General features: G+C 66.0%; 25 protein-coding genes and 1 pseudogene. 14 read left to right on the top strand and 12 right to left on the bottom strand.

Features of this window, described 5'->3' with window-relative positions:
• Window positions 1–34: 34 nt before the first annotated feature.
• Window positions 35–1,273, bottom strand: coding sequence for a pyridoxal phosphate-dependent aminotransferase (locus SB786_RS22120; protein WP_410729351.1), 1,239 nt, complete (start codon window positions 1,271–1,273; stop codon window positions 35–37).
• A 318-nt stretch (window positions 1,274–1,591) separates the two neighbouring features.
• On the opposite strand from SB786_RS22120, the gene SB786_RS22115 reads away from it, so the two are divergent.
• The 9 genes from SB786_RS22115 (at window position 1,592) to SB786_RS22075 (ending at window position 9,962) form a co-directional block, all read left to right on the top strand.
• Entirely contained in the window at window positions 1,592–1,966 is a 375-nt protein-coding gene (locus tag SB786_RS22115; protein ID WP_006758359.1) for an Mth938-like domain-containing protein, read from the top strand.
• A gap of 135 nt (window positions 1,967–2,101) precedes the next feature.
• A complete protein-coding gene (locus tag SB786_RS22110; protein WP_410729350.1) occupies window positions 2,102–3,778 on the top strand; it encodes a glycosyltransferase family 39 protein in 1,677 nt (558 codons plus the stop codon).
• Window positions 3,779–3,791: 13 nt separating this feature from the next.
• Window positions 3,792–4,163, top strand: coding sequence for an SMR family transporter (locus SB786_RS22105; protein ID WP_410729349.1), 372 nt, complete (start codon window positions 3,792–3,794; stop codon window positions 4,161–4,163).
• Between the two features lie 149 nt (window positions 4,164–4,312).
• Window positions 4,313–5,464, top strand: a complete 1,152-nt coding sequence (locus SB786_RS22100) for a DegT/DnrJ/EryC1/StrS family aminotransferase (protein WP_410729348.1) — start codon at window positions 4,313–4,315, stop codon at window positions 5,462–5,464.
• A 6-nt stretch (window positions 5,465–5,470) separates the two neighbouring features.
• On the top strand, window positions 5,471–6,490 hold the full coding sequence (locus SB786_RS22095) for a glycosyltransferase (RefSeq protein ID WP_410729347.1): 1,020 nt from the start codon (window positions 5,471–5,473) through the stop codon (window positions 6,488–6,490).
• Window positions 6,487–7,434 (top strand): formyltransferase, encoded by a 948-nt coding sequence (locus SB786_RS22090; RefSeq protein ID WP_410729346.1) that lies wholly within the window; start codon window positions 6,487–6,489, stop codon window positions 7,432–7,434. Before SB786_RS22095 ends, SB786_RS22090 begins: the two co-directional genes overlap by 4 nt.
• Window positions 7,431–8,483 carry a bifunctional UDP-4-keto-pentose/UDP-xylose synthase gene (locus tag SB786_RS22085; protein WP_410729345.1) on the top strand — a complete coding sequence of 351 codons (1,053 nt, stop codon included), beginning with the start codon at window positions 7,431–7,433 and terminating at the stop codon, window positions 8,481–8,483. The genes SB786_RS22090 and SB786_RS22085 overlap by 4 nt, the downstream gene beginning before the upstream one ends.
• 12 nt (window positions 8,484–8,495) lie before the next feature.
• Entirely contained in the window at window positions 8,496–9,392 is an 897-nt protein-coding gene (locus SB786_RS22080; protein ID WP_006758366.1) for a polysaccharide deacetylase family protein, read from the top strand.
• Window positions 9,393–9,500: 108 nt separating this feature from the next.
• Window positions 9,501–9,962 (top strand): peroxiredoxin, encoded by a 462-nt coding sequence (locus SB786_RS22075; RefSeq protein WP_410729344.1) that lies wholly within the window; start codon window positions 9,501–9,503, stop codon window positions 9,960–9,962.
• Between the two features lie 193 nt (window positions 9,963–10,155).
• On the opposite strand, the pseudogene SB786_RS22070 reads toward SB786_RS22075, so the two are convergent.
• Window positions 10,156–10,400, bottom strand: a pseudogene (locus tag SB786_RS22070) (hypothetical protein); the annotation flags it as partial.
• On the opposite strand from SB786_RS22070, the gene SB786_RS22065 reads away from it, so the two are divergent.
• Both SB786_RS22065 and SB786_RS22060 read left to right on the top strand, forming a co-directional pair.
• A complete protein-coding gene (locus tag SB786_RS22065; RefSeq protein WP_410729343.1) occupies window positions 10,296–12,116 on the top strand; it encodes a PhoH family protein in 1,821 nt (606 codons plus the stop codon). The pseudogene SB786_RS22070 and the gene SB786_RS22065 overlap by 105 nt on opposite strands.
• Before the next feature lie 238 nt (window positions 12,117–12,354).
• On the top strand, window positions 12,355–13,416 hold the full coding sequence (locus tag SB786_RS22060) for a C40 family peptidase (protein WP_410729342.1): 1,062 nt from the start codon (window positions 12,355–12,357) through the stop codon (window positions 13,414–13,416).
• 118 nt (window positions 13,417–13,534) lie between these two features.
• On the opposite strand, the gene SB786_RS22055 is transcribed toward SB786_RS22060, so the two are convergent.
• From SB786_RS22055 to SB786_RS22010, 10 genes are all read right to left on the bottom strand, one after another.
• A complete protein-coding gene (locus SB786_RS22055) occupies window positions 13,535–14,545 on the bottom strand; it encodes an anion permease (protein WP_410729341.1) in 1,011 nt (336 codons plus the stop codon).
• A 10-nt stretch (window positions 14,546–14,555) separates the two neighbouring features.
• The gene (locus SB786_RS22050) at window positions 14,556–15,182 is read right to left on the bottom strand and encodes a DUF47 domain-containing protein (protein WP_006755440.1); all 627 of its coding nucleotides are present in this window, start codon (window positions 15,180–15,182) and stop codon (window positions 14,556–14,558) included.
• A gap of 138 nt (window positions 15,183–15,320) precedes the next feature.
• Window positions 15,321–16,703: a replicative DNA helicase gene (locus tag SB786_RS22045; protein WP_410729340.1), complete on the bottom strand. Its 1,383-nt coding sequence runs from the start codon at window positions 16,701–16,703 to the stop codon at window positions 15,321–15,323.
• 143 nt (window positions 16,704–16,846) lie between these two features.
• Complete coding sequence (rplI, locus tag SB786_RS22040; protein WP_006755438.1) at window positions 16,847–17,299, bottom strand: 50S ribosomal protein L9; 453 nt, start codon at window positions 17,297–17,299, stop codon at window positions 16,847–16,849.
• Between the two features lie 27 nt (window positions 17,300–17,326).
• Window positions 17,327–17,602 (bottom strand): 30S ribosomal protein S18, encoded by a 276-nt coding sequence (gene rpsR, locus SB786_RS22035; protein ID WP_011885022.1) that lies wholly within the window; start codon window positions 17,600–17,602, stop codon window positions 17,327–17,329.
• Between the two features lie 4 nt (window positions 17,603–17,606).
• Window positions 17,607–17,906 (bottom strand): primosomal replication protein N, encoded by a 300-nt coding sequence (gene priB / locus SB786_RS22030; RefSeq protein WP_410729339.1) that lies wholly within the window; start codon window positions 17,904–17,906, stop codon window positions 17,607–17,609.
• A gap of 40 nt (window positions 17,907–17,946) precedes the next feature.
• Window positions 17,947–18,321 carry a 30S ribosomal protein S6 gene (gene rpsF / locus SB786_RS22025; protein WP_006755436.1) on the bottom strand — a complete coding sequence of 125 codons (375 nt, stop codon included), beginning with the start codon at window positions 18,319–18,321 and terminating at the stop codon, window positions 17,947–17,949.
• 241 nt (window positions 18,322–18,562) lie between these two features.
• Entirely contained in the window at window positions 18,563–19,462 is a 900-nt protein-coding gene (locus SB786_RS22020) for a zf-HC2 domain-containing protein (RefSeq protein ID WP_410729337.1), read from the bottom strand.
• Window positions 19,452–20,093: an RNA polymerase sigma factor gene (locus SB786_RS22015; RefSeq protein ID WP_410729336.1), complete on the bottom strand. Its 642-nt coding sequence runs from the start codon at window positions 20,091–20,093 to the stop codon at window positions 19,452–19,454. Before SB786_RS22015 ends, SB786_RS22020 begins: the two co-directional genes overlap by 11 nt.
• A 185-nt stretch (window positions 20,094–20,278) precedes the next feature.
• The gene (locus SB786_RS22010) at window positions 20,279–21,190 is read right to left on the bottom strand and encodes a LysR family transcriptional regulator (RefSeq protein WP_410729335.1); all 912 of its coding nucleotides are present in this window, start codon (window positions 21,188–21,190) and stop codon (window positions 20,279–20,281) included.
• A 171-nt stretch (window positions 21,191–21,361) separates the two neighbouring features.
• Here SB786_RS22010 and gcl point away from each other — a divergent pair, with 171 nt between their 5' ends.
• Genes gcl through SB786_RS21995 form a run of 3 tightly spaced genes read left to right on the top strand, consistent with a single transcriptional unit; the run spans window position 21,362 to window position 24,937 of the window.
• Window positions 21,362–23,137, top strand: a complete 1,776-nt coding sequence (gene gcl / locus SB786_RS22005) for a glyoxylate carboligase (protein ID WP_410729334.1) — start codon at window positions 21,362–21,364, stop codon at window positions 23,135–23,137.
• 44 nt (window positions 23,138–23,181) lie between these two features.
• The gene (gene hyi, locus SB786_RS22000) at window positions 23,182–23,991 is read left to right on the top strand and encodes a hydroxypyruvate isomerase (protein WP_410729333.1); all 810 of its coding nucleotides are present in this window, start codon (window positions 23,182–23,184) and stop codon (window positions 23,989–23,991) included.
• A gap of 52 nt (window positions 23,992–24,043) precedes the next feature.
• The gene (locus tag SB786_RS21995) at window positions 24,044–24,937 is read left to right on the top strand and encodes a 2-hydroxy-3-oxopropionate reductase (protein ID WP_410729332.1); all 894 of its coding nucleotides are present in this window, start codon (window positions 24,044–24,046) and stop codon (window positions 24,935–24,937) included.
• Window positions 24,938–25,274: the final 337 nt, after the last annotated feature.

Raw genomic sequence — 25,274 nt, 5'->3', positions numbered from 1 at the left:
AATGAATGATTGAATGCCGGGGGACTCCGTCCGCTCAGACGGAATGGCGCTTGCGGTAGCCGTCGAGGAAGCGCGCGATCCGGTTGATCGAATCGGTCAGGTCGTCGAGGTTCGGCAGGAACACCACGCGGAAGTGATCCGGGGCCGCCCAGTTGAAGCCCGTTCCCTGCACGAGCAGCACACGCTCCTCGAGCAACAGGTCGAGGATGAACTGCTGGTCGTTCTGGATCGGATAGAGCTTGGGATCGAGGCGCGGGAACATGTACAGCGCGGCCTGCGGCTTCACGCAGGTCACGCCGGGAATCGACGTGAGCATGTCGTACGCGAGCTCGCGCTGCTTGTACAGGCGCCCGCTCGGCACGATCAGCTCGTTGATGCTCTGGTAGCCGCCGAGCGCGGTCTGGATCGCGAACTGCCCGGGTACGTTCGCGCACAGGCGCATCGACGACAGGATCCCGAGGCCTTCCAGGTAATCGTTCGCGCGCCGGCGATTGTCGCCGCCCAGGCCCGACACGGCCATCCAGCCCGCGCGGTAGCCGCACGAGCGATAGCTCTTCGACAGGCTGTTGAACGTGACGGTGATCACGTCTTCCGACAGCGAACCCAGCGCGGTGTGCTCCAACCCGTCATAGACGATCTTGTCGTAGACCTCGTCGGCGAACACGATCAGCCCGTACTCGCGCGCGATCTCGAGCAGTTCGAGCAGCAATTCGTCGGAATAAAGGGCGCCCGTCGGGTTGTTCGGGTTGATCACGACGATCGCCTTGGTGTTCGGCGTGATCTTGCGGCGGATGTCGTCGGGGTCGGGCATCCACGCGTTCTGCTCGTCGCACACGTAATGCACCGGCGTGCCGCCCGACAGGCTCACGGCGGCCGTCCACAGCGGATAGTCGGGCGCCGGCAGCAGCACCTCGTCGCCGTCGTTCAGGAGCGCCTGGGTCGCCATCACGATCAGTTCGGACGCGCCGTTGCCGATGTAGATGTCGTCGAGGCCGACGCCGACGACGCCCTTTTGCTGCGTGTAGTGCATCACGGCCTTGCGGGCCGAGAACACGCCCTTCGAATCCGAATAGCCGGACGACGCCGGCAGGTTGCGGATCATGTCCTGGATGATCTCGTCCGGCGCGTCGAACCCGAACGGCGCGAGGTTGCCGATGTTCAGCTTGATGATGCGGTGGCCTTCTTCCTCGAGGCGCTTCGCGTGCTCGAGCACCGGGCCACGGATGTCGTAGCAGACGTTGAGCAGCTTGTTCGACTTCTGAATCGGTTTCACGACGACACGGTTCCTGGGTTGGCCTTGCGGCCGGGGGGACGGGATCAAAACTGGAGAGCGGACGGTCTGTGCGCGCTGTCTAGACTGGGGAAAAAGCGGGCGGTCGGACGGCGCTTGTGACGACGCACGACGCAAGTGGCGCCCGGGGGCGACCAAAAAGTTATAATTTAGCGGATTTTGGCCGACTTTCGCAATGCACCATGGCCGCTGCGGGCCCGCGCCGTCAGGCGTCCCCGTGTGCGCCGGTCGCGAAACCGGCCGTCCGGGCCCGTGCGGCCCGTGCCAGACACTCCCCTACGGAAACCGCGGATTACCGATTTGAAACTGCACCAGGACGCGAGCGGCGCGCTCAACACCGTCACCGGCTACGGCCCCGATTATGTCGACGTCAACCTCCAACGCCACGAAGGGAGCGTCATCGTACTGCCCGGCGCACCGGTGCGGGAATGGCCGGTGTCGTCGTTCGACGCACTCGCCCCCGAGCATTTCGCGATGCTGCTCGACCCGGCGCCCGAGCTCGTGATATTCGGCAGCGGCGCGCGGCTGCGCTTCCCGCACCCGCGGCTCGTGGCCGCGCTCACGGCCCAGCGGATCGGCGTCGAGACGATGGATTTCCAGGCCGCCTGCCGCACCTACAACATCCTGATGGCCGAGGGCCGCAAAGTTGCCGCCGCGCTCTTAATTGAACGTTAATCCCCGATGCGGTAAAACACGGGCCGGCGCGCCGGATCGATCCCCGGATCATCACCCGGATCGCTACCGGCAGGCCGCCCGCCCCCGGCGCAACCCGCCGGCGGCCCATCACAACAACCAACAGGCTGAAAATCCATGAACGATACGCCGTCGAGGCTACCGCTCAATCGCATCACGCTCGCCCTTCTGTTCATCGCGCTCGCGATCGTCTGGTTCGCGCCGCTCGGGCTGCGCCACCTGATCCCGAGCGACGAAGGCCGCTACGCGGAGATGGCCCGGGAAATGTTCGTCACCGGCGACTGGATCACGCCGCGCTACAACGGCTACAAGTACTTCGAGAAGCCGCCGCTGCAGACCTGGCTGAACGCGCTCACGTTCGCGTGGTTCGGCATCGGCGAGTGGCAGGCGCGCCTCTACACGGGCCTCGCCAGCTTCGCCGGCGTGCTGCTGGTCGGCTTCACCGGCGCGCGCCTGTTCAACCCGTTGTCGGGCTTCCTCGCGGCCGTCGTGCTCGCGTGCTCGCCGTACTGGAACCTGATGGGCCACTTCAACGCGCTCGACATGGGGCTCGCGTTCTGGATGGCGCTGTCGCTCTGCTCGCTGCTGCTCGCGCAGCGCCCCGGGCTGCGCGCGGGCGCGGTGCGCGGCTGGATGTGGGCCTGCTGGGCCGCGATGGCGTTCGCCGTGCTGTCGAAAGGCCTCGTCGGCCTGATCCTGCCCGGCGCCGTGCTGGTGCTCTATACGCTGGTCGCCCGCGACTGGGCGCTGTGGAAGCGGCTCTATCTGGTGAGCGGCCTCGTGATTTTCTTCGCGATCGTCACGCCGTGGTTCGTGCTCGTCCAGCAGCGCAACCCCGAGTTCTTCAACTTCTTCTTCATCGTCCAGCAGTTCCGCCGCTACCTGACCCCGGAACAGAACCGCCCGGGCCCGCTCTACTACTTCGTGCCGGTGCTGCTGGTCGGCTTCCTGCCGTGGCTGTCGGTCGCGTGGCAGAGCGTCCGCCACGCGCTGCGCATGCCGCGCCAGCCGAACGGCTTCTCCCCGATGCTCGTGCTGCTGATCTGGAGCGCGTTCATCTTCCTGTTCTTCAGCGTGTCGCATTCGAAGCTGATCTCGTATGTGCTGCCGGTCGCGCCGGCGCTCGCGCTGATGATCGGCGCGTATCTGCCGCTGATGACCGCGGAGCGGTTCCGCCGCCACCTGCTCGGCTATCTCGTGTTCTTCATCGTCGCGGCGTTCGGGATCATCTTCCTCGCGTACCAGGGCGACGCCCGCACGCCGAACGCGCTGTACCGCACGTTCCAGATCTGGCTGTACGCGGGCCTCGCGGTGGCGGCCGCGCTGACGTTCGCCGCCGCCTGGCTGAACCGCCGCGTGGGCGTCGCGGCCGCGATCACCGCGTTCGGCGCCGCGTGGCTCGCGTTCGGCACGATCGGCGGCACCGGTCACGACGAGTTCGGCCGCTACAGCTCGGGCGCGCTGCTCGCGCCCGCCGTGCGCGCCGAACTGGCGAAGCTGCCGCCCGACACGCCGTTCTACTCGATCGAGATGCTCGATCACACGTTCCCGTTCTATATGGGCCACACGACGATCATGGTCCAGCGCCAGGACGAGCTCGCATTCGGCATCTCGGTCGAGCCGAACAAATGGATCCCGACCGTCGACCAATGGATCGAACGCTGGAAGCAGGAAACCCATGCGCTCGCGATCATGCCGCCCGGCCAGTACGACACGCTGCTCAAGCAGGGCGTGCCGATGCGCGTGATCGCGCGCGACAACCGCCGCGTGATCGTCGAGAAACCGCAATCGTAAGGACGTCCACCGCATGAATCCCGTTTCGCTCGTCTGCATCGTCACTGGCGTGATGCTCAATGCCTGTGCGCAACTTCTGCTGAAAGCAGGCGTCAACGCAGTTGGACACTTCGAATTCAGCCGCGCGAACATCATCCCGGTCGGCCTGAAGATCGCGACCCAGGTGCCGATCATCGGCGGCCTCGCCTGCTACGTGCTGAGCGTCGTCGTCTGGATTCTCGGGCTGTCGCGGGTCGACGTGTCGATCGCGTATCCGATGCTGTCGCTCGGTTATGTGGTCAACGCGTTCGCAGCATGGTACCTGTTCGGCGAAGTGCTGTCGGTCCAGCGGCTCGTCGGCATCGGCATCATCCTGATCGGCGTGCTCGTGCTCGCGCGCAGTTGAGCGTGCCGGGCGGGCCCAGGTGCACCCACGCGCATTAAGCGTCCGCCTACAAAAAATCACGGTACGAATCCGCCAACCGGTGTTTAATGCCGGTTTCGGGCCGGACCGCCCGACCCCTTTATTACACGCCATTACAGGCTAACGTGTTCATGAGCCAGACTACCGCTCCGTTTCTGCCGTTCACCCGCCCCGAGATCGATGAGGAAACCATCCAGGGCGTCGTCGAAGTGCTGCGCTCGGGCTGGATCACCACCGGCCCGCAAAGCCAGAAATTCGAAGCCGCGCTGTCCGAGTATTGCGGCGGCCGTCCGGTCCGCGCGTTCAATTCGGGCACCTGCACGCTCGAGATCGGCCTGCGCATCGCAGGCGTCGGCCCCGGCGACGAGGTGATCACGACGCCGGCGACGTGGGTGTCGACCAGCAACGTGATTCTCGAGACCGGCGCGACGCCCGTGTTCGCCGACATCGACCCGGTCACGCGCAACATCGACCTCGACAAGCTCGAGCAGGCGATCACGCCGCGCACCAAGGCGATCATCCCGGTCTACCTGGCCGGCCTGCCGGTCGACATGGACCGCCTGTACGCGATCGCGCGCGCGCACAACCTGCGCGTGATCGAGGACGCCGCGCAGGCGCTCGGTTCGACGTGGCAAGGCAAGCGCATCGGCGCGTTCGGCGACATCGTGTCGTTCAGCTTCCACGCGAACAAGAACCTGACGACGATCGAAGGCGGCGCGCTCGTGCTGAACAACGAGGACGAGGCGATGCTCGCGCAGAAGTACCGGCTGCAGGGCATCACGCGCACCGGCCTGGACGGGATGGACTGCGACGTGCTCGGCGGCAAGTACAACCTGACGGATGTCGCCGCGCGCGTCGGCCTCGGCCAGCTGCCGCACCTCGAGCGCTTCACCGCGCAGCGCCGCGCGCTCGCGCGCGCGTATTTCGCCGCGCTCGGCGGCGGCCCGGCCGTGAAGCTGGGCCTCGGCCTGCCCGTCGCCGATTTCGAGAACAGCAACTGGCACATGTTCCAGGTCACGCTGCCGCTCGACCGGCTGTCGATCTCGCGCGCCGATTTCATGGCGCAGATGAAGGAACGCGGGATCGGCACGGGCGTCCACTACCCGGCCGTCCATCTTTTCACGCTGTATCGTGCGCGCGGCTTCAAGGAGGGCATGTTCCCCCACGCCGAACGGTACGGCGCATCGACCGTCACGCTGCCGCTCTTCACGCAGATGACGGAAGACGACGTGCGTCGCGTGGCCGACGCCATCAACCAGATTTGCGATCAATACGGAAAATAAGCGTACATGAATCACCTTGAAGCACGCGCCGGGCATCCGGGCGCCGCGAACCCGGAGGTATCGGTCATCATCCCCGTGTACAACGAGGAAGACGGCCTGGCTGCGCTGTTCGCGCGGCTCTACCCGGCACTCGACGCACTCGGCACGTCGTACGAAGTGATCCTGATCAACGACGGCAGCCGCGACCGCTCGGCCGCGATGCTCGCGGACCAGTTCCACGTGCGCCCCGACACGACGCGCGTCGTGCTGCTCAACGGCAACTACGGCCAGCACATGGCGATCCTTGCCGGCTTCGCGCAGTCGCGCGGCGACATCGTCATCACGCTCGATGCAGACCTGCAGAACCCGCCGGAGGAAATCGGCAAGCTGATCGAGAAGATGCGCGAGGGCTACGACTACGTCGGCTCGATCCGCAAGCAGCGGCAGGACAGCCTGTGGCGGCGCAAGGCGTCGCGGATGATGAACCGGCTGCGCGAGCGCATCACGCGGATCAAGATGACCGACCAGGGCTGCATGCTGCGCGCGTACAGCCGCCGCATCATCGACACGATCAACGTGTGCGGCGAAGTCAACACGTTCATCCCCGCGCTCGCCTACACGTTCGCGCAGAATCCGACCGAAATCGAGGTCGCGCACGAGGAGCGCTTCGCGGGCGAGTCGAAGTACTCGCTGTACAGCCTGATCCGGCTGAACTTCGACCTCGTGACGGGCTTCTCGGTCGTGCCGCTGCAGTGGCTCTCGTTCATCGGCGTGATCCTGTCGCTCGGCTCCGCCGCGCTGTTCGTGCTGCTGCTCGTGCGCCGCTTCATCGTCGGCGCGGAAGTGCAAGGTGTGTTCACGCTGTTCGCGATCACGTTCTTCCTGCTCGGCGTGATCATCTTCGCGCTGGGCCTGCTCGGCGAATACATCGGCCGCATCTACCAGCAGGTGCGTGCGCGGCCGCGCTACCTGGTCCAGGCCGTGCTCGAACAGCACGACGGCATCCCGGCGGTGCCGGGCATGAACCGCACAGAGGCCGCGCAATGAAGCCGCGAGCCGTCGTCTTCGCGTATCACAACGTCGGTGTGCGCTGCCTGCAGGTGCTGCTGGCACGCGGTGTCGACGTCGCGCTCGTCGTCACGCACGAGGACAACCCGAACGAGAACATCTGGTTCGGCAGCGTCGCATCGGTTGCCGCCGAGCACGGGATTGCGGTCGCCACGCCGGCCGACCCCGCCGACCCGGCGCTGCGCCGCGCGGTGTCCGACGCGCAGCCGGACTTCATCTTCTCGTTCTATTACCGCCACATGCTGCCGGTGGACCTGCTCGCGATCGCGCCGCGCGGCGCGTACAACATGCACGGTTCGCTGCTGCCGAAATACCGGGGTCGGGTACCGACCAACTGGGCCGTGCTGAACGGCGAAACGGAAACCGGCGCGACGCTGCACGAGATGGCCGCGAAGCCGGACGCCGGCGCGATCATCGGCCAGACCGCGGTGCCGATCCTGCCGGACGACACGGCCGCGCAGGTGTTCGACAAGGTGACGGTGGCCGCCGAGCAGACGCTCTGGCGCGCGCTGCCCGCGCTGCTCGCGGGCGAGGCGCCGCACCTGCCGAACGATCTCGCGAGCGGCAGCTACTACGGCGGGCGCAAGCCGGAGGACGGCCGCATCGACTGGTCGAAGCCGGCCGCGCAGGTCTACAACCTGGTGCGCGCGGTCGCGCCCCCGTATCCGGGCGCGTTCACCGACGTCGCCGGCACACGTTTCGTGATCGCGCGCGCGCGCGTCGCGGCGCCCGGCAGCGCCGCCGCCGCGGCCGCGGCGGATTTGCCGCCCGGCCTGCACGTAAGCGATAATGCGCTATTCGGCGTCTGCGGCGACAGCCGCGCCCTATCCATTCTCGAGCTGTGGCAGCAGCGCGACGGCAGCGAAACCGTCGTGACGCCCGCGGAATTCGCGCAGTTCATTCATTCTTCCCGTCATTCATGAAAGCAAAAAAAGTCCTGATCCTGGGTGTGAACGGCTTCATCGGCCATCACCTGTCGAAGCGCATTCTTGAAACCACCGATTGGGAAGTGTTCGGCATGGACATGCAGACCGATCGGCTGGGCGACCTCGTCAACCACGAGCGGATGCATTTCTTCGAAGGCGACATCACGATCAACAAGGAGTGGGTCGAGTATCACGTGAAGAAGTGCGACGTGATCCTGCCGCTCGTGGCGATCGCGACGCCCGCGACCTACGTCAAGCAGCCGCTGCGCGTGTTCGAGCTCGACTTCGAGGCGAACCTGCCGATCGTGCGTTCGGCCGTCAAGTACGGCAAGCACCTCGTGTTCCCGTCGACCTCCGAGGTCTACGGCATGTGCTCGGACGAGCAGTTCGATCCGGACGCATCGGCGCTCACCTACGGCCCGATCAACAAGCCGCGCTGGATCTACGCGTGCTCGAAACAGCTGATGGACCGCGTGATCTGGGGCTACGGTATGGAAGGCCTGAACTTCACGCTGTTCCGTCCGTTCAACTGGATCGGCCCGGGCCTCGACTCGATCTACACGCCGAAGGAAGGCAGCTCGCGCGTCGTCACGCAGTTCCTCGGCCACATCGTGCGCGGCGAGAACATCAGCCTCGTCGACGGCGGCTCGCAGAAGCGCGCGTTCACCGACATCGACGACGGCATCAGCGCGCTGATGAAGATCATCGACAACAAGAACGGCGTCGCGTCGGGCAAGATCTACAACATCGGGAATCCGAAGAACAACTTCTCGGTTCGCGAGCTCGCGCACAAGATGCTCGAACTGGCCGCCGAATACCCGGAATACGCCGGCTCCGCGAAGCAGGTTCAGCTCGTCGAAACGACGTCGGGCGCCTACTACGGCAACGGCTATCAGGACGTGCAGAACCGCGTGCCGAAGATCGACAACACGATGCAGGAACTCGCTTGGGCGCCGCAATCGACGTTCGACGACGCACTGCGCAAGATCTTCGAAGCGTATCGCGGCCATGTCGCCGACGCGCGCGCGCTGGTCGAGCAGAACTGACGGGACGCTCGCTTGGCTCGTATCGTCCTCAAGATCGACGTCGACACGCTGCGCGGCACGCGCGAAGGCGTGCCGAACCTCGCGCGCATCTTCGACCGCTTCAGTGCGCGCGCGACCTTCCTCTTCAGCCTCGGGCCCGATCACACGGGCTGGGCGCTGCGGCGCGTATTCCGCCCCGGCTTCCTGAAGAAGGTGTCGCGCACGTCGGTGGTCGAGCATTACGGCGTGAAGCAGCTGATGTACGGCGTGCTGTTGCCGGGCCCCGATATCGGCCGCCGTGCGATCGCCGACATGCGCGCGATCCACGAAGCCGGTTTCGAATGCGGGATCCATACGTGGGATCACGTGTACTGGCAGGACAACGTGCGCGTGCGCGATCGCGACTGGACCGCGCGTGAAATGCAGAAGAGCCACGCGCGCTTCATCGACATCTTCGGCGCGCCGCCCGTCACGCACGGCGCGGCCGGCTGGCAGATGAACGACTCCGCGTTCGAGCAGATCGACGCATGGGGAATGCGCTACGCATCCGACGGTCGCGGCCATTCGCCGTACCTGCCCGTGGTCGGCGGCCGCACGCTGTCGCATGTGCAGATGCCGACCACGCTGCCGACGCTCGACGAAGTGCTCGGTATCGACGGCATCGACACGCACAACGTCGCCGCGCACATCCTGAAGTTCACGCAAGCCAATCCGCACGACCAGGTGTTCACGCTGCACGCGGAACTGGAAGGCCAGAAGCTCGCGCCGGTGTTCGAACAGCTGCTCGCCGGCTGGCGCGCGCAGGGCCATACGTTTGCGACGATGGGCGACTACCACGCGACGCTGGACCGCGACTCGCTGCCATCGTACCCTGTCACGTGGGGCGAAATCCCCGGCCGCTCCGGCGAACTGATCGTCCAGCCCGACTGAGCGTGCGCGCGCGCCGGCACGCCGCCCCGCCCTTGCGGCGTGCCGCGGCGACGCCCCGCCGAACCGCGCCGCCCGAGCGGCGCCTTTCCATAACAACAGGAGAAACACGTGTCTGTCGAAGTTGACCGTCAAGTTCCCGATTTCACCGCACCGGCTACGGGTGGCGACATTTCGCTGTCCGGCCTGAAGGGCAGGAAGCTCGTCCTGTATTTCTATCCGAAGGACAACACGCCGGGCTGCACGACCGAAGGCCTGCAGTTCCGCGATCTCTATCCGAAGTTCAACAAGGCTGGCGCCGAAGTCATCGGCGTGTCGCGCGACAGCCTGCGCTCGCATGACAATTTCAAGGCAAAGCTCGAGCTGCCGTTTCCGCTGATTTCCGATGCCGACGAAGCGCTGTGCGCGCTGTTCGATGTCATCAAGATGAAGAAAATGTATGGCAAGGAAGTGCGCGGAATCGAGCGTTCGACGTTCCTGATCGACGCCGACGGCGTGCTCCGCCAGGTATGGCGCGGCATCAAGGTGCCCGGCCACGTGGACGACGTGCTAAGTGCTGTACAAGCGCTTTGAGCCGCGCTATATTGGGCCGCAATGAATGCCAGTTCGCCCCATATTTCTCGTAGCTGCGCCGGTGCCCGTTGCGTTGCTTGCCGGCACCTGACGCGCATCACGACGGTATCAGCCGAGCCGCATGTCCCGGTCCACGGGGCAGCGGCTTTTTTTTATGGACTGCGTGCCGGCTCTCGGTCCGGCCGTCATCTCGTCAAGGAGTTGACCGACACTTAGGCGAACCGGCTCGACGAAATTCCTGTGCGCCACCGCGCGCAAACTGCATGCGTCTACGTCACGCAGGATGCGATCAGCGGCGCACTTCATGCGACACGATTCCTCCCGAGGGACACCATGCCTTTGCCTACCCCCCCCAGCAAGCTCGGCAGCCTGCTGCCGCCCGACGAATACAAGGCGAAAGCGCGGCCCGCGAAAGCCGCGAAGAAATCCGCCGAAGGGGACGCATCCACAGCCGGTGACTACGGTCCGGCCAGCGTGGCCCAACCGATGACCGAAGCCGCGAACACGACCGCACCGCTGCGCGCCGTCGCGTCGTCGGAGCACGACACCGCAAGCACGCCCGCACGCGGCCGCAAGTCCCGGCAGACGGCTGCGTTGCTGCAGCCGATGCCGGCGCCGGCCGTACCGGCGGCACCCGCGGCACCCGCTGCGCCGGTCGTTGCACGCAACGACAAGCCGGCCGCCGGCAAACCGTCCGCGGCGCCCGCGCGCGATGCCGGCGCCGCGACGAAGTCGCGCAGCCGCAAGCCGGCCGAAGCCGAACTGCAGAAGCTGTTCGTGCTCGACACCAACGTGCTGATGCACGACCCGAGCAGCCTCTTCCGCTTCGAGGAACACGACGTCTATCTGCCGATGATGACGCTCGAGGAACTCGACAACCACAAGAAGGGGATGTCCGAAGTCGCGCGTAACGCCCGCCAGGTGAGCCGCACGCTCGACGCGCTGGTCGCCGACGGCGGCCCGATCTCGGCCGGCATTCCGCTGTCGCGCCTCGGCAGCCGCGAGGCACTTGGCCGCCTGTACTTCCAGACGAAGCTCACGGACATCGCGCCGATCGAAGGCCTGCCCGAAGGCAAGGCCGACAACCAGATCCTCGGCGTCGTGCGCGCGCTGCAGCGCGACCGGCCGGACCGCCAGGTCGTGCTGGTGTCGAAAGACATCAACATGCGGATCAAGGCGCACGCGCTCGGCCTGCCCGCTGAAGACTACTTCAACGACCAGGTACTCGAGGACAAGGATCTCCTCTACAACGGCGTGCGCGAACTGCCGCAGGATTTCTGGACCAAGCACGCGAAGGGCATGGAGAGCTGGCAGGACACGAAGACGGGCACCACGTACTACCGCGTGACCGGCCCGCTCGTCGCGTCGATGCTCGTCAACGAGTTCGTCTATCTGGAGCCGCAGAACGGCGAGCCGACGTTCCACGCGATCGTCCGCGAGCTGAACGGCAAGACGGCGCTGCTCCAGACGCTGCGCGACTACAGCCACCACAAGAACAACGTGTGGGGCATCACCGCGCGCAACCGCGAGCAGAATTTCGCGCTGAACCTGCTGATGAACCCGGAGATCGACTTCGTCACGCTGCTTGGCCAGGCCGGCACCGGCAAGACGCTCGTCGCGCTCGCGGCCGGCCTCGCGCAGGTGCTCGACGACAAGCGCTACAACGAGATCATCGTGACGCGCGCGACCGTGCCCGTCGGCGAGGACATCGGCTTCCTGCCCGGCACCGAGGAAGAGAAGATGCAGCCGTGGATGGGTGCATTCGACGACAACCTCGAGGTGCTGCAGAAGACCGACGACGCGGCCGGCGAATGGGGCCGTGCGGCGACGCAGGAGCTGATCCGTTCGCGCCTGAAGGTGAAGAGCATGAACTTCATGCGCGGCCGCACGTTCGTCGACAAGTACCTGATCATCGACGAAGCGCAGAACCTGACGCCGAAGCAGATGAAGACGCTCGTGACGCGCGCGGGCCCCGGCACGAAGATCGTGTGCCTCGGCAACATCGCACAGATCGACACGCCTTACCTGACCGAAGGCAGCTCGGGCCTGACCTACGTCGTCGACCGCTTCAAGGGCTGGGGCCACAGCGGCCACGTGACGCTCGCGCGCGGCGAACGCTCGCGGCTCGCCGACTACGCGTCGGATATCCTGTAACGCGACACGCCGGCCCTCGCCGGCCGTCGACGCCACGCGGCGCTCCATTTTACGGAGCGCCGTTTTTATTTTTGGGGTCGGAAACGTTGGTCACGCCTCGTAACGCAACGACCTCACTTACGCACGAAACTTCAAGTAAATTCTCAGGAATGGTTGCCTGAGCCCCGCCGGAACGTCTACCATCGGGTCTGTCTGTTGTCATACGATTGGCGAGCGCGCCGCGCTCGCCCGCCTCGCCATGCTTCGAATCTGGGTTCCCGTCGCCGTCGTTTCGCTGCTCGCGGCCTGCTCCAGCGTGCCGCCGCAGTCGGAATCGCGCACCTCCGGCATGAAGATCACCACCCCGCGCGCGTTCCCGCCACCCGCCAATTTCCCGAAATTCGTCGATCACAGCGTCGGCCAGGAAGAAATATCGATCCAGGCGATGAGCCTCGTCGGCGTGCCGTATCGCTGGGGCGGCAACACGCCGACGAGCGGTTTCGACTGCAGCGGGCTCGTGCGCTACGTGATCGGCCGCGCGGCCGACGTGAACCTGCCGCGCACGACCGCCGACATGAGCAGCCGCGGCGTGTCGATCGACCCCGACCAGGTGGCGCCGGGCGACCTGATCTTCTTCAATACGACCGGACGCCCGCACTCGCACGTCGGCATCTATGTCGGCAAGCTGCGCTTCGTCAACGCGCCATCGACCGGCGGCACCGTGCGGCTCGATTATTTGACGAACCCGTACTGGGCGAAGCGCTTCGACGGCATTCGCCGTGTCGCGCCGCCGCGCGGCACACCGGCGCCGTTCGATACGCCGACCTACGAGGCACGACGCGATGCGCCGCCGGCCGCACCCGCTGTCGTGACCGCCGCCGCGCCACGGCAGCCCGCCTATGCCGCCGCGCAAGCAAGCGCTGCCCCGTCTCCCGCTCCGGTCGCGCAAGCCGCGGGCGTCGTATCGACCGCTGCGGTGGCTCCGGCGGCCGCGCCCGCCGCCGATCCGTACGAACCGCCGCCGCCGCGCGTGCAGGCTGCCCGTCAGCAGGCAACTTCCACGAACGGCGACATGCTCGCTGCGACCGCGCATGCAGCACCGGCCGGCCCGGCAGAGGTCGGCACGCAGATTCCGACGACGGCACTGACCGCCGCTCAGGCTGCCGCTTTCGACGACGAACCGCCGCCCGCTGCCGCGCCGTCGCCGCGCACCATCGAGCCCGTGCAGGTGTTGCGTGCGTCGACGCAATCCGCGCCCGTCAGCGCGCGCACCGGCACCGCGGACGATCCGATCGCCCGCTTCGCGAACGGCAGTTACTGATCCGGTTCATTCTCGGCGGCAACCGCGTCATTCGCCGCACCTTTTCCGATCACCAAAGAAAATGCGCCGCAACCTTTCGGTTGGCGGCGCATTTCGTGTCGAGGCGGAAGCGTCGGAATCAGAAGATCTGGTGGCCGACCCACCATCCGCCGGCCGCGATCAGCGCGGATGCCGGAATCGTCAGCACCCATGCCCACACGATGTTGCCGGCGACGCCCCAGCGCACGGCCGACAGCTTCTGCGTCGCGCCGACACCGACGATCGCACCGGTGATCGTGTGCGTGGTCGACACCGGAATACCGAGGAACGACGCGATGAACAGCGTGATCGCCCCGCCGCTTTCGGCACAGAAACCGCCGACCGGCTTGAGCTTCGTGATCTTCTGGCCCATCGTGCGCACGATGCGCCAGCCGCCGAACAGCGTACCGAGGCCCATCGACAGATAGCACGCGCCGATCACCCATGCAGGCGGCGCATCGGACGTCGTCGATGCATAGCCCGACGCGATCAGCAGCATCCAGATGATGCCGATCGTCTTCTGTGCGTCGTTGCCGCCGTGACCCAGGCTGTACAGCCCGGCCGACAGCAGCTGCAACCGCCGGAAGCGCCGGTCGACCTTGCTTGGCGCGGTGCGGAAATACAGCCACGACACGCCGAGCATGAACAGCGAACCGAGAATGAAGCCGAGCAGCGGCGAAATGAAGATGAACGCGACGGTCTTCATCAGGCCGTCGATGTTCAGCGCGCTCCAGCCCGACTTCGCGAGCGCCGAGCCGACGAGGCCGCCGATCAGCGCGTGCGACGAACTCGACGGGATCCCGTAGTACCACGTGATCACGTTCCAGCCGATCGCGCCGACCAACGCGCCGAACACGACGTAGTGGTCAACGATCTCCGGATCGATCGTGCCTTTGCCGACCGTCTGTGCCACCTTCAGGTGGAAGATGAAATACGCGATGACGTTGAACGCGGCCGCGAACACGACGGCCTGCTGGGGCTTCAGCACCCCGGTGGACACCACGGTGGCGATCGAGTTCGCCGCGTCGTGGAAGCCGTTCATGAAGTCGAATACGAGCGCGACGAGCACCAGCGTCGCGACCATCCATAGGGCAAGTTGTATCGAATGCATCGTGGTCCGCTCAGGCGTTTTCCAGCACGATGCCTTCGATGATGTTCGCGACGTCCTCGCACTTGTCGGTGATCTCCTCGAGCAGCTCGTAGATCGCCTTCAGCTTGATGAGCGTCTTCACGTCGTCTTCCTCGCGGAACAGCTTCGACATCGCCGAGCGCAGCACGCGGTCGGCCTCCGACTCCCAGCGGTCGATCTCTTCACATTGCTTGAGGATCTGCGCCGACTGCTTCATGTCGGACAGCATGCCGACGGCTTGCTGCACGTGCTGGGCCGACTGCGTGACGATGTGCGCGAGCTGGCTCGCCTCGGACGTGACGGAGCGCACGTCGTACAGCGACACGGCCGTCGCGACGTCTTCCATCAGGTCGAGGATGTCGTCCATCGTCGTGATCAGCTTGTGGATTTCGTCGCGATCGAGCGGCGTGATGAAGGTCTTGTGCAGCAGATCGATCGCTTCGTGCGTCAGCTTGTCAGCGGCCTTCTCGGCAATTTGCACGTTTTGCTTGTGAATCTCGGCGTCGGCGAGATTGTCGATCAGCAGTTCGAGCTCGCGGCCACCGGAAACGATGTGCTTCGCGTGCGCGTTGAAGAGTTCAAAGAACTTGCCCTCGGTGGGCATGAATCGACCGAACATGGGATTCCTGAGAGATTGTCAAACTACTGTCACGAAAACGGGCGACATTGTACCGTTTCCGGTCGGGCCGCGCCGCGCGCATATGCGCACGGCGGGATTGGATACAACGTTTGGCGATTTAGGGCTTTACATCCGGCGTCACTCGCCGTAGAAGGCCTGTGCCCCCGCAAAGTTGTCGAACTTCGTGAATTGCCCCAGGAACGTGAGCCGAACGGGGCCGATCGGACCGTTACGCTGCTTGCCGATGATGATTTCGGCCGTGCCCTTGTCAGGGCTGTCCGGGTTGTAGACTTCGTCGCGATAAATGAACAGGATCACGTCCGCATCCTGTTCGATTGCGCCCGATTCGCGCAAATCGGACATCACCGGACGCTTGTTCGGACGCTGTTCGAGGCCGCGGTTCAGCTGCGACAGTGCGATCACCGGCACGTCCAGCTCCTTGGCCAGACTCTTCAGCGATCGCGAGATTTCCGAGATTTCGGTCGCGCGGTTCTCGCCCTGCGACGAACCCGACATCAGCTGCAGGTAGTCGACGATGATCAGGCCGAGCTTGCCGCATTGCCGTGCGAGACGCCGCGCGCGCGAGCGCAATTCCATCGGGTTCAGGCCACCCGTCTCGTCGATGAAGAGCTGCGCCTCGCTCATCTTCTGCACCGCGTGCGTCAGTTTCGGCCAGTCCTCGTCGGTCAGGCGGCCGGTACGCATCCGGTGCTGGTCGAGCCGGCCGATCGAGCCGAGCATACGCATCACGAGCTGGGTGCCCGGCATTTCCATCGAGAACACCGCGACCGGCAGCCCGTACTCGACCGCGACGTATTCGCCGATGTTCATCGACAAGGCGGTCTTACCCATCGACGGGCGCCCCGCCACGATGATCAACTCACCACCGTGCATCCCGGACGTCATCCGGTCGAGATCGACGAAGCCCGTCGGCGTGCCGGTGACGTCGCTCGGGTTCGCGGTGTGGTACAGCGTGTCGATGCGCTCGACGACCTGCGTGAGCAGCGGGCCGATCTCGAGGAAGCCCTGGTTGCCGCGCGCACCTTCTTCCGCGATCGAGAACACCTTCGATTCGGCTTCGTCGAGCAGCTGGCGGACTTCCTTGCCCTGCGGATTGAACGCGTCGGCCGAGATTTCGTCGGCGACCGATACGAGCCGGCGCAGCACCGCACGGTCGCGCACGATTTCCGCATAGCGGCGGATGTTGGCCGCACTCGGCGTGTTCTGCGCGAGTGCGTTCAGGTACGCGAGGCCGCCGACGTCGTCGGCCTTGCCGGACGTGGTCAGCGCTTCGTACACGGTCACGACGTCGGCCGGACGCGTCGATGCGATCAGCCGGCCGATGTGCTCGTAGATGATCCGGTGGTCGTAGCGATAGAAGTCGCCCTGCGACAGGAAATCGGCAATCCGGTCCCATGCCGCGTTGTCGAGCAACAGGCCGCCGAGCACCGACTGCTCGGCTTCGACCGAGTGCGGCGGGACTTTCAGCGATTCGATTTGAGGATCTTGCGGCGCGTTCATGGGTTGGGATTATCGCGAATAACCTACGACGTTGCTAGAGACGGGCGCCGCCGAACAGGCAATAAAAAAGGCAGGCCCCGGTTGCCCGGGCACCTGCCCTTGTCCGGACAGCGGAAGCCGCCCGGGAAGCTTGCGTACGACGCTTACGCGTGGTCGCCGATCACGTTGATCGTGACGTCGACGACGACGTCCGTGTGCAGCGCGACCTGGACGGTGTGCTCGCCGATCATCTTCAGCGGGCCTTCCGGCATGCGAACCTGCAGCTTCTCGACTTCGTAGCCTGCCTTCTTCAGCAGTTCCGCGATGTCGCCGTTCGTGACCGAGCCGAACAGACGGCCGTCAACGCCCGACTTCTGCGTGATTTCGAACGATTGGCCGTTCAGCTTCTCGCCGACTGCCTGCGATGCCGCCAGCTTCTCGGCGGCGACCTTTTCGAGTTCAGCGCGGCGAACTTCGAATTCGGCGATCGCTTCCTTCGTTGCACGGCGAGCCTTGCGGTTCGGGATCAGGAAGTTGCGAGCGTAACCGTCCTTGACCTTGACGATGTCGCCGAGGTTACCCAGATTGGCGACTTTTTCCAACAGAATGATTTGCATTCGAATTCTCCTTATTGCGTCGCCTGATTACGCCTTGTGCTGATCGGTGTACGGCAGCAGCGCGAGGAAACGCGCACGCTTGATGGCCGTATCCAGCTGACGCTGATAGTGCGCCTTCGTACCCGTCAGACGAGCCGGCGTGATCTTGCCGTTTTCGCCGATGAAGTCCTTCAGCGTTTCCGTATCTTTGTAGTCGATCTGGTCGACGCCGGCTGCCGTGAAACGGCAGAACTTCTTGCGCTTGAAGAGCGGGTTTTGTTGCTGACGACGCTTGTCGAATTTCTTACCAGTCGGGCGGGCCATGATTTCAGTCCTTTCCAATGTCCTGCAATGCAGTGATGTGAAACACCAAGGTTCTCGCGTTGCGGCTTTTCTTTGCCAGGAAGCCCGTGAACAGCGTTTCGACGCCCATTTCACGGCTTTCCAGCCTGCCGCTCGCCTCACCGGCCGCCACCGCGTCGATCGTCATTTCGACCTGACGGGGAATGCCTGCTTCGACAACTTCCGTGCGGTGGTGCAACGTGGCGCTTGCGATCGGAACACCTGCCGGCGTATATCGCACCGGTGCGCGTTCGACGACGCTCGCCGTCAATTGCAACCTGTTCACGTGAGTAGCGCGCTCCTTGATGGCTTAATGAATGACGAACTTAAGCCTGCGCTTCGGTCGGCTGAGCAGCAGCCGCCTTCTTGGCTTCTTCGCGCTGAACTTCCTTCATCATCGGCGACGGGCCGGTCTCGGCCTTCTTCATCTTGACGATGAGGTGGCGCAGCACGGCGTCGTTGAACTTGAACGCGTGTTCGAGTTCGTCGAGCGTCGTCTGGTCGCACTCGATGTTCATGCAGACGTAGTGAGCCTTCGCGAGTTTCTCGATCATGTAGGCCAGTTGGCGACGGCCCCAGTCTTCGACACGGTGGATCTGGCCGCCGTGCGTCGTGATCGTGGTCTTGTAACGCTCGATCATCGCGGGCACTTGCTCGCTTTGATCGGGGTGCACGATGAATACGATTTCGTAATGACGCATTACACACTCCTTGTGGATTGAAGCCACCCGGGCGTCTGAACCGGTGTGGCAAGTGAGAAGCCGAAGATTCTAACCCGGATACAGGGCGCATGCAACACCGATCGACGATTTCGGACCGGATTCAGCCATGTTTTCAAAGACTTGAACCCGCGCTGGCGGTCGAACGGCGGCTCGCGCGCCCGCTCGGGAATCGGGGGCGGAGCATCGCGCGCGGGTGACGGGCCGGCGCTGCGGCCCGCCGTCATTCGCCGCGCGCCCCGCCCAGCCGCGCGTCGAGCGCCGTCCTGAACGCGGCCAGCGCCGACGGCTCGGCGTCGGTCACGGCCCACCAGGTCATCCCGGCCGCCTCCCAGCGGTCGAGCGCGTAGCCCTGCGACACGGTCGCATATGGCGCCGCCTCCCCACCGCCGCCCGCCGGCCGCACGTACACGTCGATCACGTGCTGCCGGTAGCGGTACACGAGCACCGCGACGCGGCGGCGCCCGACGTAGTCGAGCCGGCCGCCCACGAGCGGGAAGCCGCTCGCCGACAGGTCCTCGACCGGTGGCGCATAGTCGAGCCGGCCGTTGAACCACGGCTTGACCGTATGCCGGTCGGTCGAGATCACGTCGATGTCGCGCGCCGACAGGCCGGCCCGCACGTGGCTCGCGACCAGTTCGTCGACCGTCTGGCCGGTTTCGGCGTGACGGGCGGACAGCGCGATCCCGGCCGCCGCGGCGAGCGCGACCACCAGCGCCACGCCCCAGCCGAGCCCGGGCACCGCCGTGACGCGCGGCCCCGGCCCGGCAGAGGCCGGGTGAGCCGATATGCCGCGTCCGGCCGGCCAGGAGAACCAGCGGCGCCCGCGCGATCGAGGCCGCGGCCGCGGCGCCGCATCAGGCTCCGGCGCCGCCGCGGCCGGCCCGCGCTCGCGCGCGCCGCCTGGCGCCGGCAGCGCCGCGAGGAGGCTCGCCCGCAGCGCATCGGGCGCGCGGTGATAATCGGCCTGCCGCACGGCCCGCGCCAGCACGACGATCCGCTCGCGTTCGCGGCGGCACGCATCGCACCCCTCGACATGCCGCTGGACGCGCAACGCATCGGGCGCCGACAGCTCGCGGTCGACGTCCGCGTCCAGCAAGGCTCGCGCTTCGTTACAGTCCATCGATCGCCTCCGATGCGGTTCCGCTCGCCGACGCACGCCCCGACGCGGGTCCGGACGGCGGCACCTGCGTGCCGCCCAGCAGCGCGGCAAGCCGGCGCCGGCCGCGCGAGAGCCGCGACATCACCGTGCCCACCGGCACGTCGGCGATCGCCGCGATCTCGCGGTAGCTCAAATCCTCCATCTCGCGCAGCACCAGCACCTCGCGGTATTCGGGTGGCAGCTTCGCGAGCGCCGCGTTCACGAGCCGCGCGTTCTCGCCGCGCAGCAGCTGCGCGAGCGGATCCCCGGGCGCCGGCTGCCAGTCGTCGGGCACCTCCGTGTCGTCGAGCGTGTCGGGCAGCGCAACCTCGTGCGCGTGGGTGCGGCGGCGCCACTCGGTGTACCAGGTGTGGCGCACGATGGTCAGCAGCCACGGCCGGGCGTTGTCGCCGCGGCACGAGTCGACGAAGCGCAGCGCGCGCATGCACGCGTCCTGGACGACGTCATCCGCGTCGCCCGGGTTGCCGCTCAGCCAGCGCGCGAGGTTGTACGCGGCGTCGAGATGCGGCAGCACGAGCGCGCGAAACCGCTCGCCGCGCGCGAGCGCATCGTCCTCTGCCCGCTCGTCGACCGCCTGTCCGGCTTGCCCCACATGGCCTCCCTGATCACGGCGGCCGAAGCCGCGCCCGTCTCGCGTCCGTGCTTGCGCCCGTTCTCGCGCCCGGTGCCCGGACAGACCGGCAGCGTGCGCACTCGATGACCTTACCGCCGCTGCACCGAGTTTATTCCCGCATGAAGCCGGTGAAGCGCAAAAAATGCCCGGACCTGCCGTGGCCGTTACGGCGTGCTGCTCCAGTAGCCGGGCCGCGCATACGCTTCGCGAAGGTAGTCGATGAAGTAGCGCACGCGCGCGGGCACGTAGCGCTGCTGCGGATAGACCGCGAGGATGTCGTAGTCCGGCAGTGCGTATTCGTCGAGCACCGTCTCGAGTTCGCCCGTGTCGAGCTGCGCGGCGATTTCCCAGGTCGAGCGCCAGCCGAGCCCGAGGCTCTCGGCCGCCCAGCGATGCAGCAGCTCGCCGTCGTTGCAGTCGAGATTGCCGGTCACCCGCATCGTCACGATCTTGCCGTGGCGCTGGAAATACCAGCCGCGGTTCTGGCCGCCCTGCAGGTTGAATGCGAGACAGTTGTGCTTGAGCAGGTCGTCCAGCGACTTCGGCCGGCCGTGGCGGCGGAAATACTCGGGCGTGCCGCACACGACGCGCCGGTTCGACGCGAGCTTCACCGCGACGAAGTTCGGATCGACCGAGCCGCCGATCCGGATCGACAGGTCGTAGCCTTCGCGCACCAAATCGACGACGCGATCGGTCAGGTTGAACGACAGCTGCATTTCCGGCTTGTCGACGAGAAAACCGGGGGCGTGCGGCGCGACGTGCTTGCGGCCGAACGCGGCCGGCGCGGACACGATCAGGTGCCCGCTGACCGCACGCCGCCCGGCGGCCAGCTCGTTCTCGGCCTGATCCCATTCGGACAGCAGCCCGCGGCAGCGCTCGAGGAACGCCGCGCCCTCCTCGCTCACCACCAGCCGCCGCGTCGAGCGGTACATCAGCTTCACGCCGAGGCGCTTCTCGAGCGCGTCGATGCGCCGCCCGAGCACCACCGGCGACACGCCCTCCTCGAGCGCCGCCGCCGCGAGGCTGCCCGCGTCCGCGACCCGCACGAACGTCTCGATCTGCTTGAAACGATCCATCTGCTGTCTCCGTCCCGGCTTCGGCGCCGGCGGGAAGCCCCGTCCGGCCGCCATTCCATACTTTTAGTTTCGAAATAAGCGACTTCGGCTGATCTTATCAAACCTTTCCTGCGTCCCTAAAGTGTTCCCAACAGACCGATTCGCCAGATCCGCACATTCAAGGAGACATTCATGGCCAAGATGAGAGCCGTCGACGCAGCCGTACTCGTGCTCGAGAAGGAAGGCATCCAGACCGCGTTCGGCGTGCCGGGCGCAGCGATCAACCCGTTCTACTCGGCCATGCGCAAGTCGGGCGGCATCAGCCACGTGCTGGCCCGCCACGTCGAAGGCGCGTCGCACATGGCCGAAGGTTTCACGCGTGCCGCGCCCGGCAACATCGGCGTGTGCATCGGCACGTCGGGCCCCGCCGGCACCGACATGATCACCGGCCTGTACTCCGCATCGGCCGACTCGATCCCGATCCTCGCGATCACCGGCCAGGCACCGCGTGCACGCCTGTACAAGGAAGACTTCCAGGCCGTAGACATCGAGTCGATCGCGAAGCCCGTCACCAAGTGGGCCGTCACGGTGCGCGAACCCGCGCTCGTGCCGCGCGTGTTCCAGCAGGCGTTCCACCTGATGCGCTCGGGCCGTCCGGGCCCGGTGCTGGTCGACCTGCCGATCGACGTGCAGCTCGCCGAAATCGAATTCGACATCGACACGTATGAACCGCTGCCGGTGTACAAGCCCGCGGCGAGCCGCGCGCAGATCGAGAAGGCGCTCGCGATGCTCAACGACGCGGACAAGCCGCTGATCGTGTCGGGCGGCGGCGTGCTCAACGCGGCGGCCGAAGACCTGCTCGTCCAGTTCGCCGAAACGATCGGCGTACCGGTGATCCCGACGTTGATGTCGTGGGGTGCGATTGCCGACGACCACCCGCTGATGGCCGGCATGGTCGGCCTGCAGACGTCGCACCGCTACGGCAACGCGACGATGCTCGCGTCCGACTTCGTGCTCGGCATCGGCAACCGTTGGGCGAACCGCCACACCGGCAGCGTCGAGGTTTATACGAAAGGCCGCAAGTTCGTGCACGTCGACATCGAGCCGACGCAGATCGGCCGCGTGTTCGGCCCGGATCTCGGCATCGTGTCCGACGCGAAGGCCGCGCTCGAGCTGTTCGTCGCGGTGGCGCAGGAATGGCAGGCCGCCGGCAAGCTGAAGGACCGCAGCGCGTGGGTGTCCGAATGCCAGGCACGCAAGCGCACGCTGCAGCGCAAGACCCACTTCGACAACGTGCCGGTCAAGCCGCAGCGCGTGTACGAAGAGATGAACAAGGTGTTCGGCCGCGATACGTGCTACGTCAGCACGATCGGCCTGTCGCAGATCGCCGCCGCGCAGTTCCTGCACGTGTTCAAGGCACGCAACTGGATCAACTGCGGCCAGGCAGGCCCGCTCGGCTGGACGATCCCCGCCGCGCTCGGCGTGCGTGCGGCCGATCCGACCCGCCCGATCGTCGCGCTGTCCGGCGACTACGACTTCCAGTTCATGATCGAGGAGCTGGCCGCCGGCGCGCAATTCAAGCTGCCGTACGTGCACGTGGTGGTGAACAACTCGTACCTCGGGCTGATCCGCCAGGCCCAGCGCGCGTTCGACATGGACTACTGCGTGCAGCTCGCGTTCGACAACGTCAACGCACCGGAACTGAACGGCTATGGCGTCGATCATGTGGCGGTCGCCGAAGGCCTCGGCTGCAAGGCGCTGCGCGTGTTCGAGCCGGAAGAGATCGAGCCGGCGCTGAAGCAGGCGCAGGCGCTCGCGCAGGAGTTCAGCGTGCCGGTGGTCGTCGAAGTGATCCTGGAGCGCGTGACGAACATCTCGATGGGCACCGAAATCGACGCGATCAACGAGTTCGAGGACCTCGCCGAGAAGGCCGAGCACGCGCCGACCGCGATCTCGATGCTCGACTGATCCGCACGCCATTTTTTGACTGACCGACCGAAGAGGCTTAGCTCATGCCGAAGTTTGCTGCAAACCTGACCATGCTGTTCAACGAAGTGCCGTTCCTCGACCGCTTCAAGGCGGCCGCGGACGCGGGCTTCGACGCCGTCGAGTTCCTGTTCCCGTATCCGTACGCGAAAGAAGAACTCGCCGAGCGGCTCGAGACGCACCGCCTGCGCCTCGTGCTGCACAACCTGCCCGCCGGCAACTGGGACCAGGGCGAGCGCGGCATCGCGTGCCTGCCCGATCGCGTCGGTGAATTCCAGCAAGGGGTCGGCCGTGCGATCGAGTACGCGAAGGCGCTGAAGGTGCCGCAGCTGAACTGCCTCGTCGGCATCCCGTCGGCGAGCACGGCGCGCGACAAGACCTTCGTCACGATCGTCGACAACCTGCGCTTCGCCGCCGATGCGCTCAAGCGCGAAGGCATCCGCCTGCTGGTCGAGCCGTGCAACAGCTTCGACATCCCGGGCTTCGCGCTGAACCACTCGTCCGAAGGGCTCGACGTGATCCGCGCGGTCGGCTCGGACAACCTGTTCCTGCAGTACGACATCTATCACATGCAACGGATGGAAGGCGAACTGGCCGCGACGATCGAACGCAACCTCGCGTCGATCGGCCACGTCCAGCTCGCGGACAACCCGGGCCGCAACGAGCCGGGCACGGGCGAGATCAACTACGCGTTCCTGTTCGCGCTGCTCGACCGGCTCGGCTATGCCGGCTACGTCGGCTGCGAATACAAGCCCCGCACCACCACGACGGAAGGCCTCGGCTGGCTGCAAAGCGTCGCCGCCTGCGCACCGGGCTCGGCGCGCCGCGCCGCCTGAGATCCGCTCTTCCCGCGGACTTCCCCTCTACGCCCCTATAGGAGACTTTCACATGGCAACCATCGGATTCATCGGCCTCGGCATCATGGGCGCGCACATGGCGCGCAACCTGCTCAAGGGCGATCATCAGCTCGTCGTGAACGGTGCGTTCCCGGTGCCGGACGACCTGCGCGCGAGCGCGAAGGTCGTCGCGAGCTCGACCGAAGTCGCGCAGCACGCGGACATCATCATCTCGATGGTGCCGGATACGCCCGACGTGCGTAACGTGCTGTTCGCCGACGACGGCGTGGCGAAGGGCCTGACGGCCGGCAAGCTCGTGATCGACATGAGCTCGATCTCGCCGCTCGACACGCAGCAATTCGCGAAGCAGATCAACGCGCTCGGCTGCGACTACCTCGACGCACCGGTGTCCGGCGGCGAAGTCGGCGCCCGCGAAGCGACGCTCACGATCATGGTCGGCGGCCCGGAGCAGGCCTTCGAGCGCGCGAAGCCGCTGTTCGAGAAAATGGGCAAGAACATCACGCTCGTCGGCGACAACGGTGCGGGCCAGACCTGCAAGGTCGCGAACCAGATCATCGTCGCGCTGAACATCGAAGCGGTCGGCGAAGCGCTGCTGTTCGCCGCGCGCTCGGGCGCCGATCCGGAGCGCGTGCGCCAGGCGCTGATGGGCGGCTTCGCCGCGTCGCGGATCCTCGAAGTGCACGGCGCGCGCATGACGAAGCGCACGTTCGATCCGGGCTTTCGCATCGAGCTGCACCAGAAGGACCTGAACCTCGCGCTCGACGGCGCACGCAAGCTCGGCCTCGCGCTGCCGCACACGGCGAGCGCGCAGCAACTGTTCAGCGTGTGCGCCTCCCACGGCGGCAAGGCATGGGATCACTCGGCGCTCGTGCGTGCGCTCGAGATCATGTCGAACTTCGAAATCGGCCAGACGCCGGCCGCGTAACGCCGATGCAGCGGCGCGCGTTTCGCTGCAACGGCGAACGCGCGCGGGCGCAGCGCGACGAATGATTGCGATCCGGCCGCGGCCGGTCGTATCGGTGCGCGAACACGCGCGCATCACGGTGGGGCGTCCCGCCGCGCATCGCTCACCGCGTGCGCGACGGGGCGAAAAAGCGCCGCTCTGGGCTGAGAGCGGCGTGGTGGGGTCCGCAGCGGCACCCGGCGGCGCCGGGGAAGCCTTGGTCGGTCAGACGTCGTCGTCGGGTGTCCGCCTGTCGGATTTCGCGTATTACATTTCTTTACGTTCAAGCGTGCGATTTTTCATGCAATCGTCGCGATGA

Source organism: Burkholderia sp. SIMBA_062, assembly GCF_046534765.1.
GTDB classification, from domain to species: domain Bacteria; phylum Pseudomonadota; class Gammaproteobacteria; order Burkholderiales; family Burkholderiaceae; genus Burkholderia; species Burkholderia ambifaria.
Note: the sequence above shows the minus strand (reverse complement) of the source record. Positions and strands in the feature narration are given on the sequence as shown.

Excerpts from the sequence above, each read along its gene's own strand:
- SB786_RS22010 (WP_410729335.1), bottom strand. The coding sequence starts at position 21,190 with ATGGATCGTTTCAAGCAGATCGAGACGTTCGTGCGGGTCGCGGACGCG.
- gcl (WP_410729334.1), top strand. The coding sequence starts at position 21,362 with ATGGCCAAGATGAGAGCCGTCGACGCAGCCGTACTCGTGCTCGAGAAG.
- SB786_RS22105 (WP_410729349.1), top strand. The coding sequence starts at position 3,792 with ATGAATCCCGTTTCGCTCGTCTGCATCGTCACTGGCGTGATGCTCAAT.
- SB786_RS22020 (WP_410729337.1), bottom strand. The coding sequence starts at position 19,462 with ATGGACTGTAACGAAGCGCGAGCCTTGCTGGACGCGGACGTCGACCGC.
- rpsR (WP_011885022.1), bottom strand. The coding sequence starts at position 17,602 with ATGGCCCGCCCGACTGGTAAGAAATTCGACAAGCGTCGTCAGCAACAA.
- hyi (WP_410729333.1), top strand. The coding sequence starts at position 23,182 with ATGCCGAAGTTTGCTGCAAACCTGACCATGCTGTTCAACGAAGTGCCG.
- SB786_RS22050 (WP_006755440.1), bottom strand. The coding sequence starts at position 15,182 with ATGTTCGGTCGATTCATGCCCACCGAGGGCAAGTTCTTTGAACTCTTC.
- SB786_RS22055 (WP_410729341.1), bottom strand. The coding sequence starts at position 14,545 with ATGCATTCGATACAACTTGCCCTATGGATGGTCGCGACGCTGGTGCTC.
- SB786_RS22060 (WP_410729342.1), top strand. The coding sequence starts at position 12,355 with ATGCTTCGAATCTGGGTTCCCGTCGCCGTCGTTTCGCTGCTCGCGGCC.
- SB786_RS22065 (WP_410729343.1), top strand. The coding sequence starts at position 10,296 with ATGCCTTTGCCTACCCCCCCCAGCAAGCTCGGCAGCCTGCTGCCGCCC.
- SB786_RS22045 (WP_410729340.1), bottom strand. The coding sequence starts at position 16,703 with ATGAACGCGCCGCAAGATCCTCAAATCGAATCGCTGAAAGTCCCGCCG.
- SB786_RS22100 (WP_410729348.1), top strand. The coding sequence starts at position 4,313 with ATGAGCCAGACTACCGCTCCGTTTCTGCCGTTCACCCGCCCCGAGATC.
- SB786_RS22090 (WP_410729346.1), top strand. The coding sequence starts at position 6,487 with ATGAAGCCGCGAGCCGTCGTCTTCGCGTATCACAACGTCGGTGTGCGC.
- SB786_RS21995 (WP_410729332.1), top strand. The coding sequence starts at position 24,044 with ATGGCAACCATCGGATTCATCGGCCTCGGCATCATGGGCGCGCACATG.
- SB786_RS22095 (WP_410729347.1), top strand. The coding sequence starts at position 5,471 with ATGAATCACCTTGAAGCACGCGCCGGGCATCCGGGCGCCGCGAACCCG.
- SB786_RS22110 (WP_410729350.1), top strand. The coding sequence starts at position 2,102 with ATGAACGATACGCCGTCGAGGCTACCGCTCAATCGCATCACGCTCGCC.
- SB786_RS22085 (WP_410729345.1), top strand. The coding sequence starts at position 7,431 with ATGAAAGCAAAAAAAGTCCTGATCCTGGGTGTGAACGGCTTCATCGGC.
- rpsF (WP_006755436.1), bottom strand. The coding sequence starts at position 18,321 with ATGCGTCATTACGAAATCGTATTCATCGTGCACCCCGATCAAAGCGAG.
- rplI (WP_006755438.1), bottom strand. The coding sequence starts at position 17,299 with ATGCAAATCATTCTGTTGGAAAAAGTCGCCAATCTGGGTAACCTCGGC.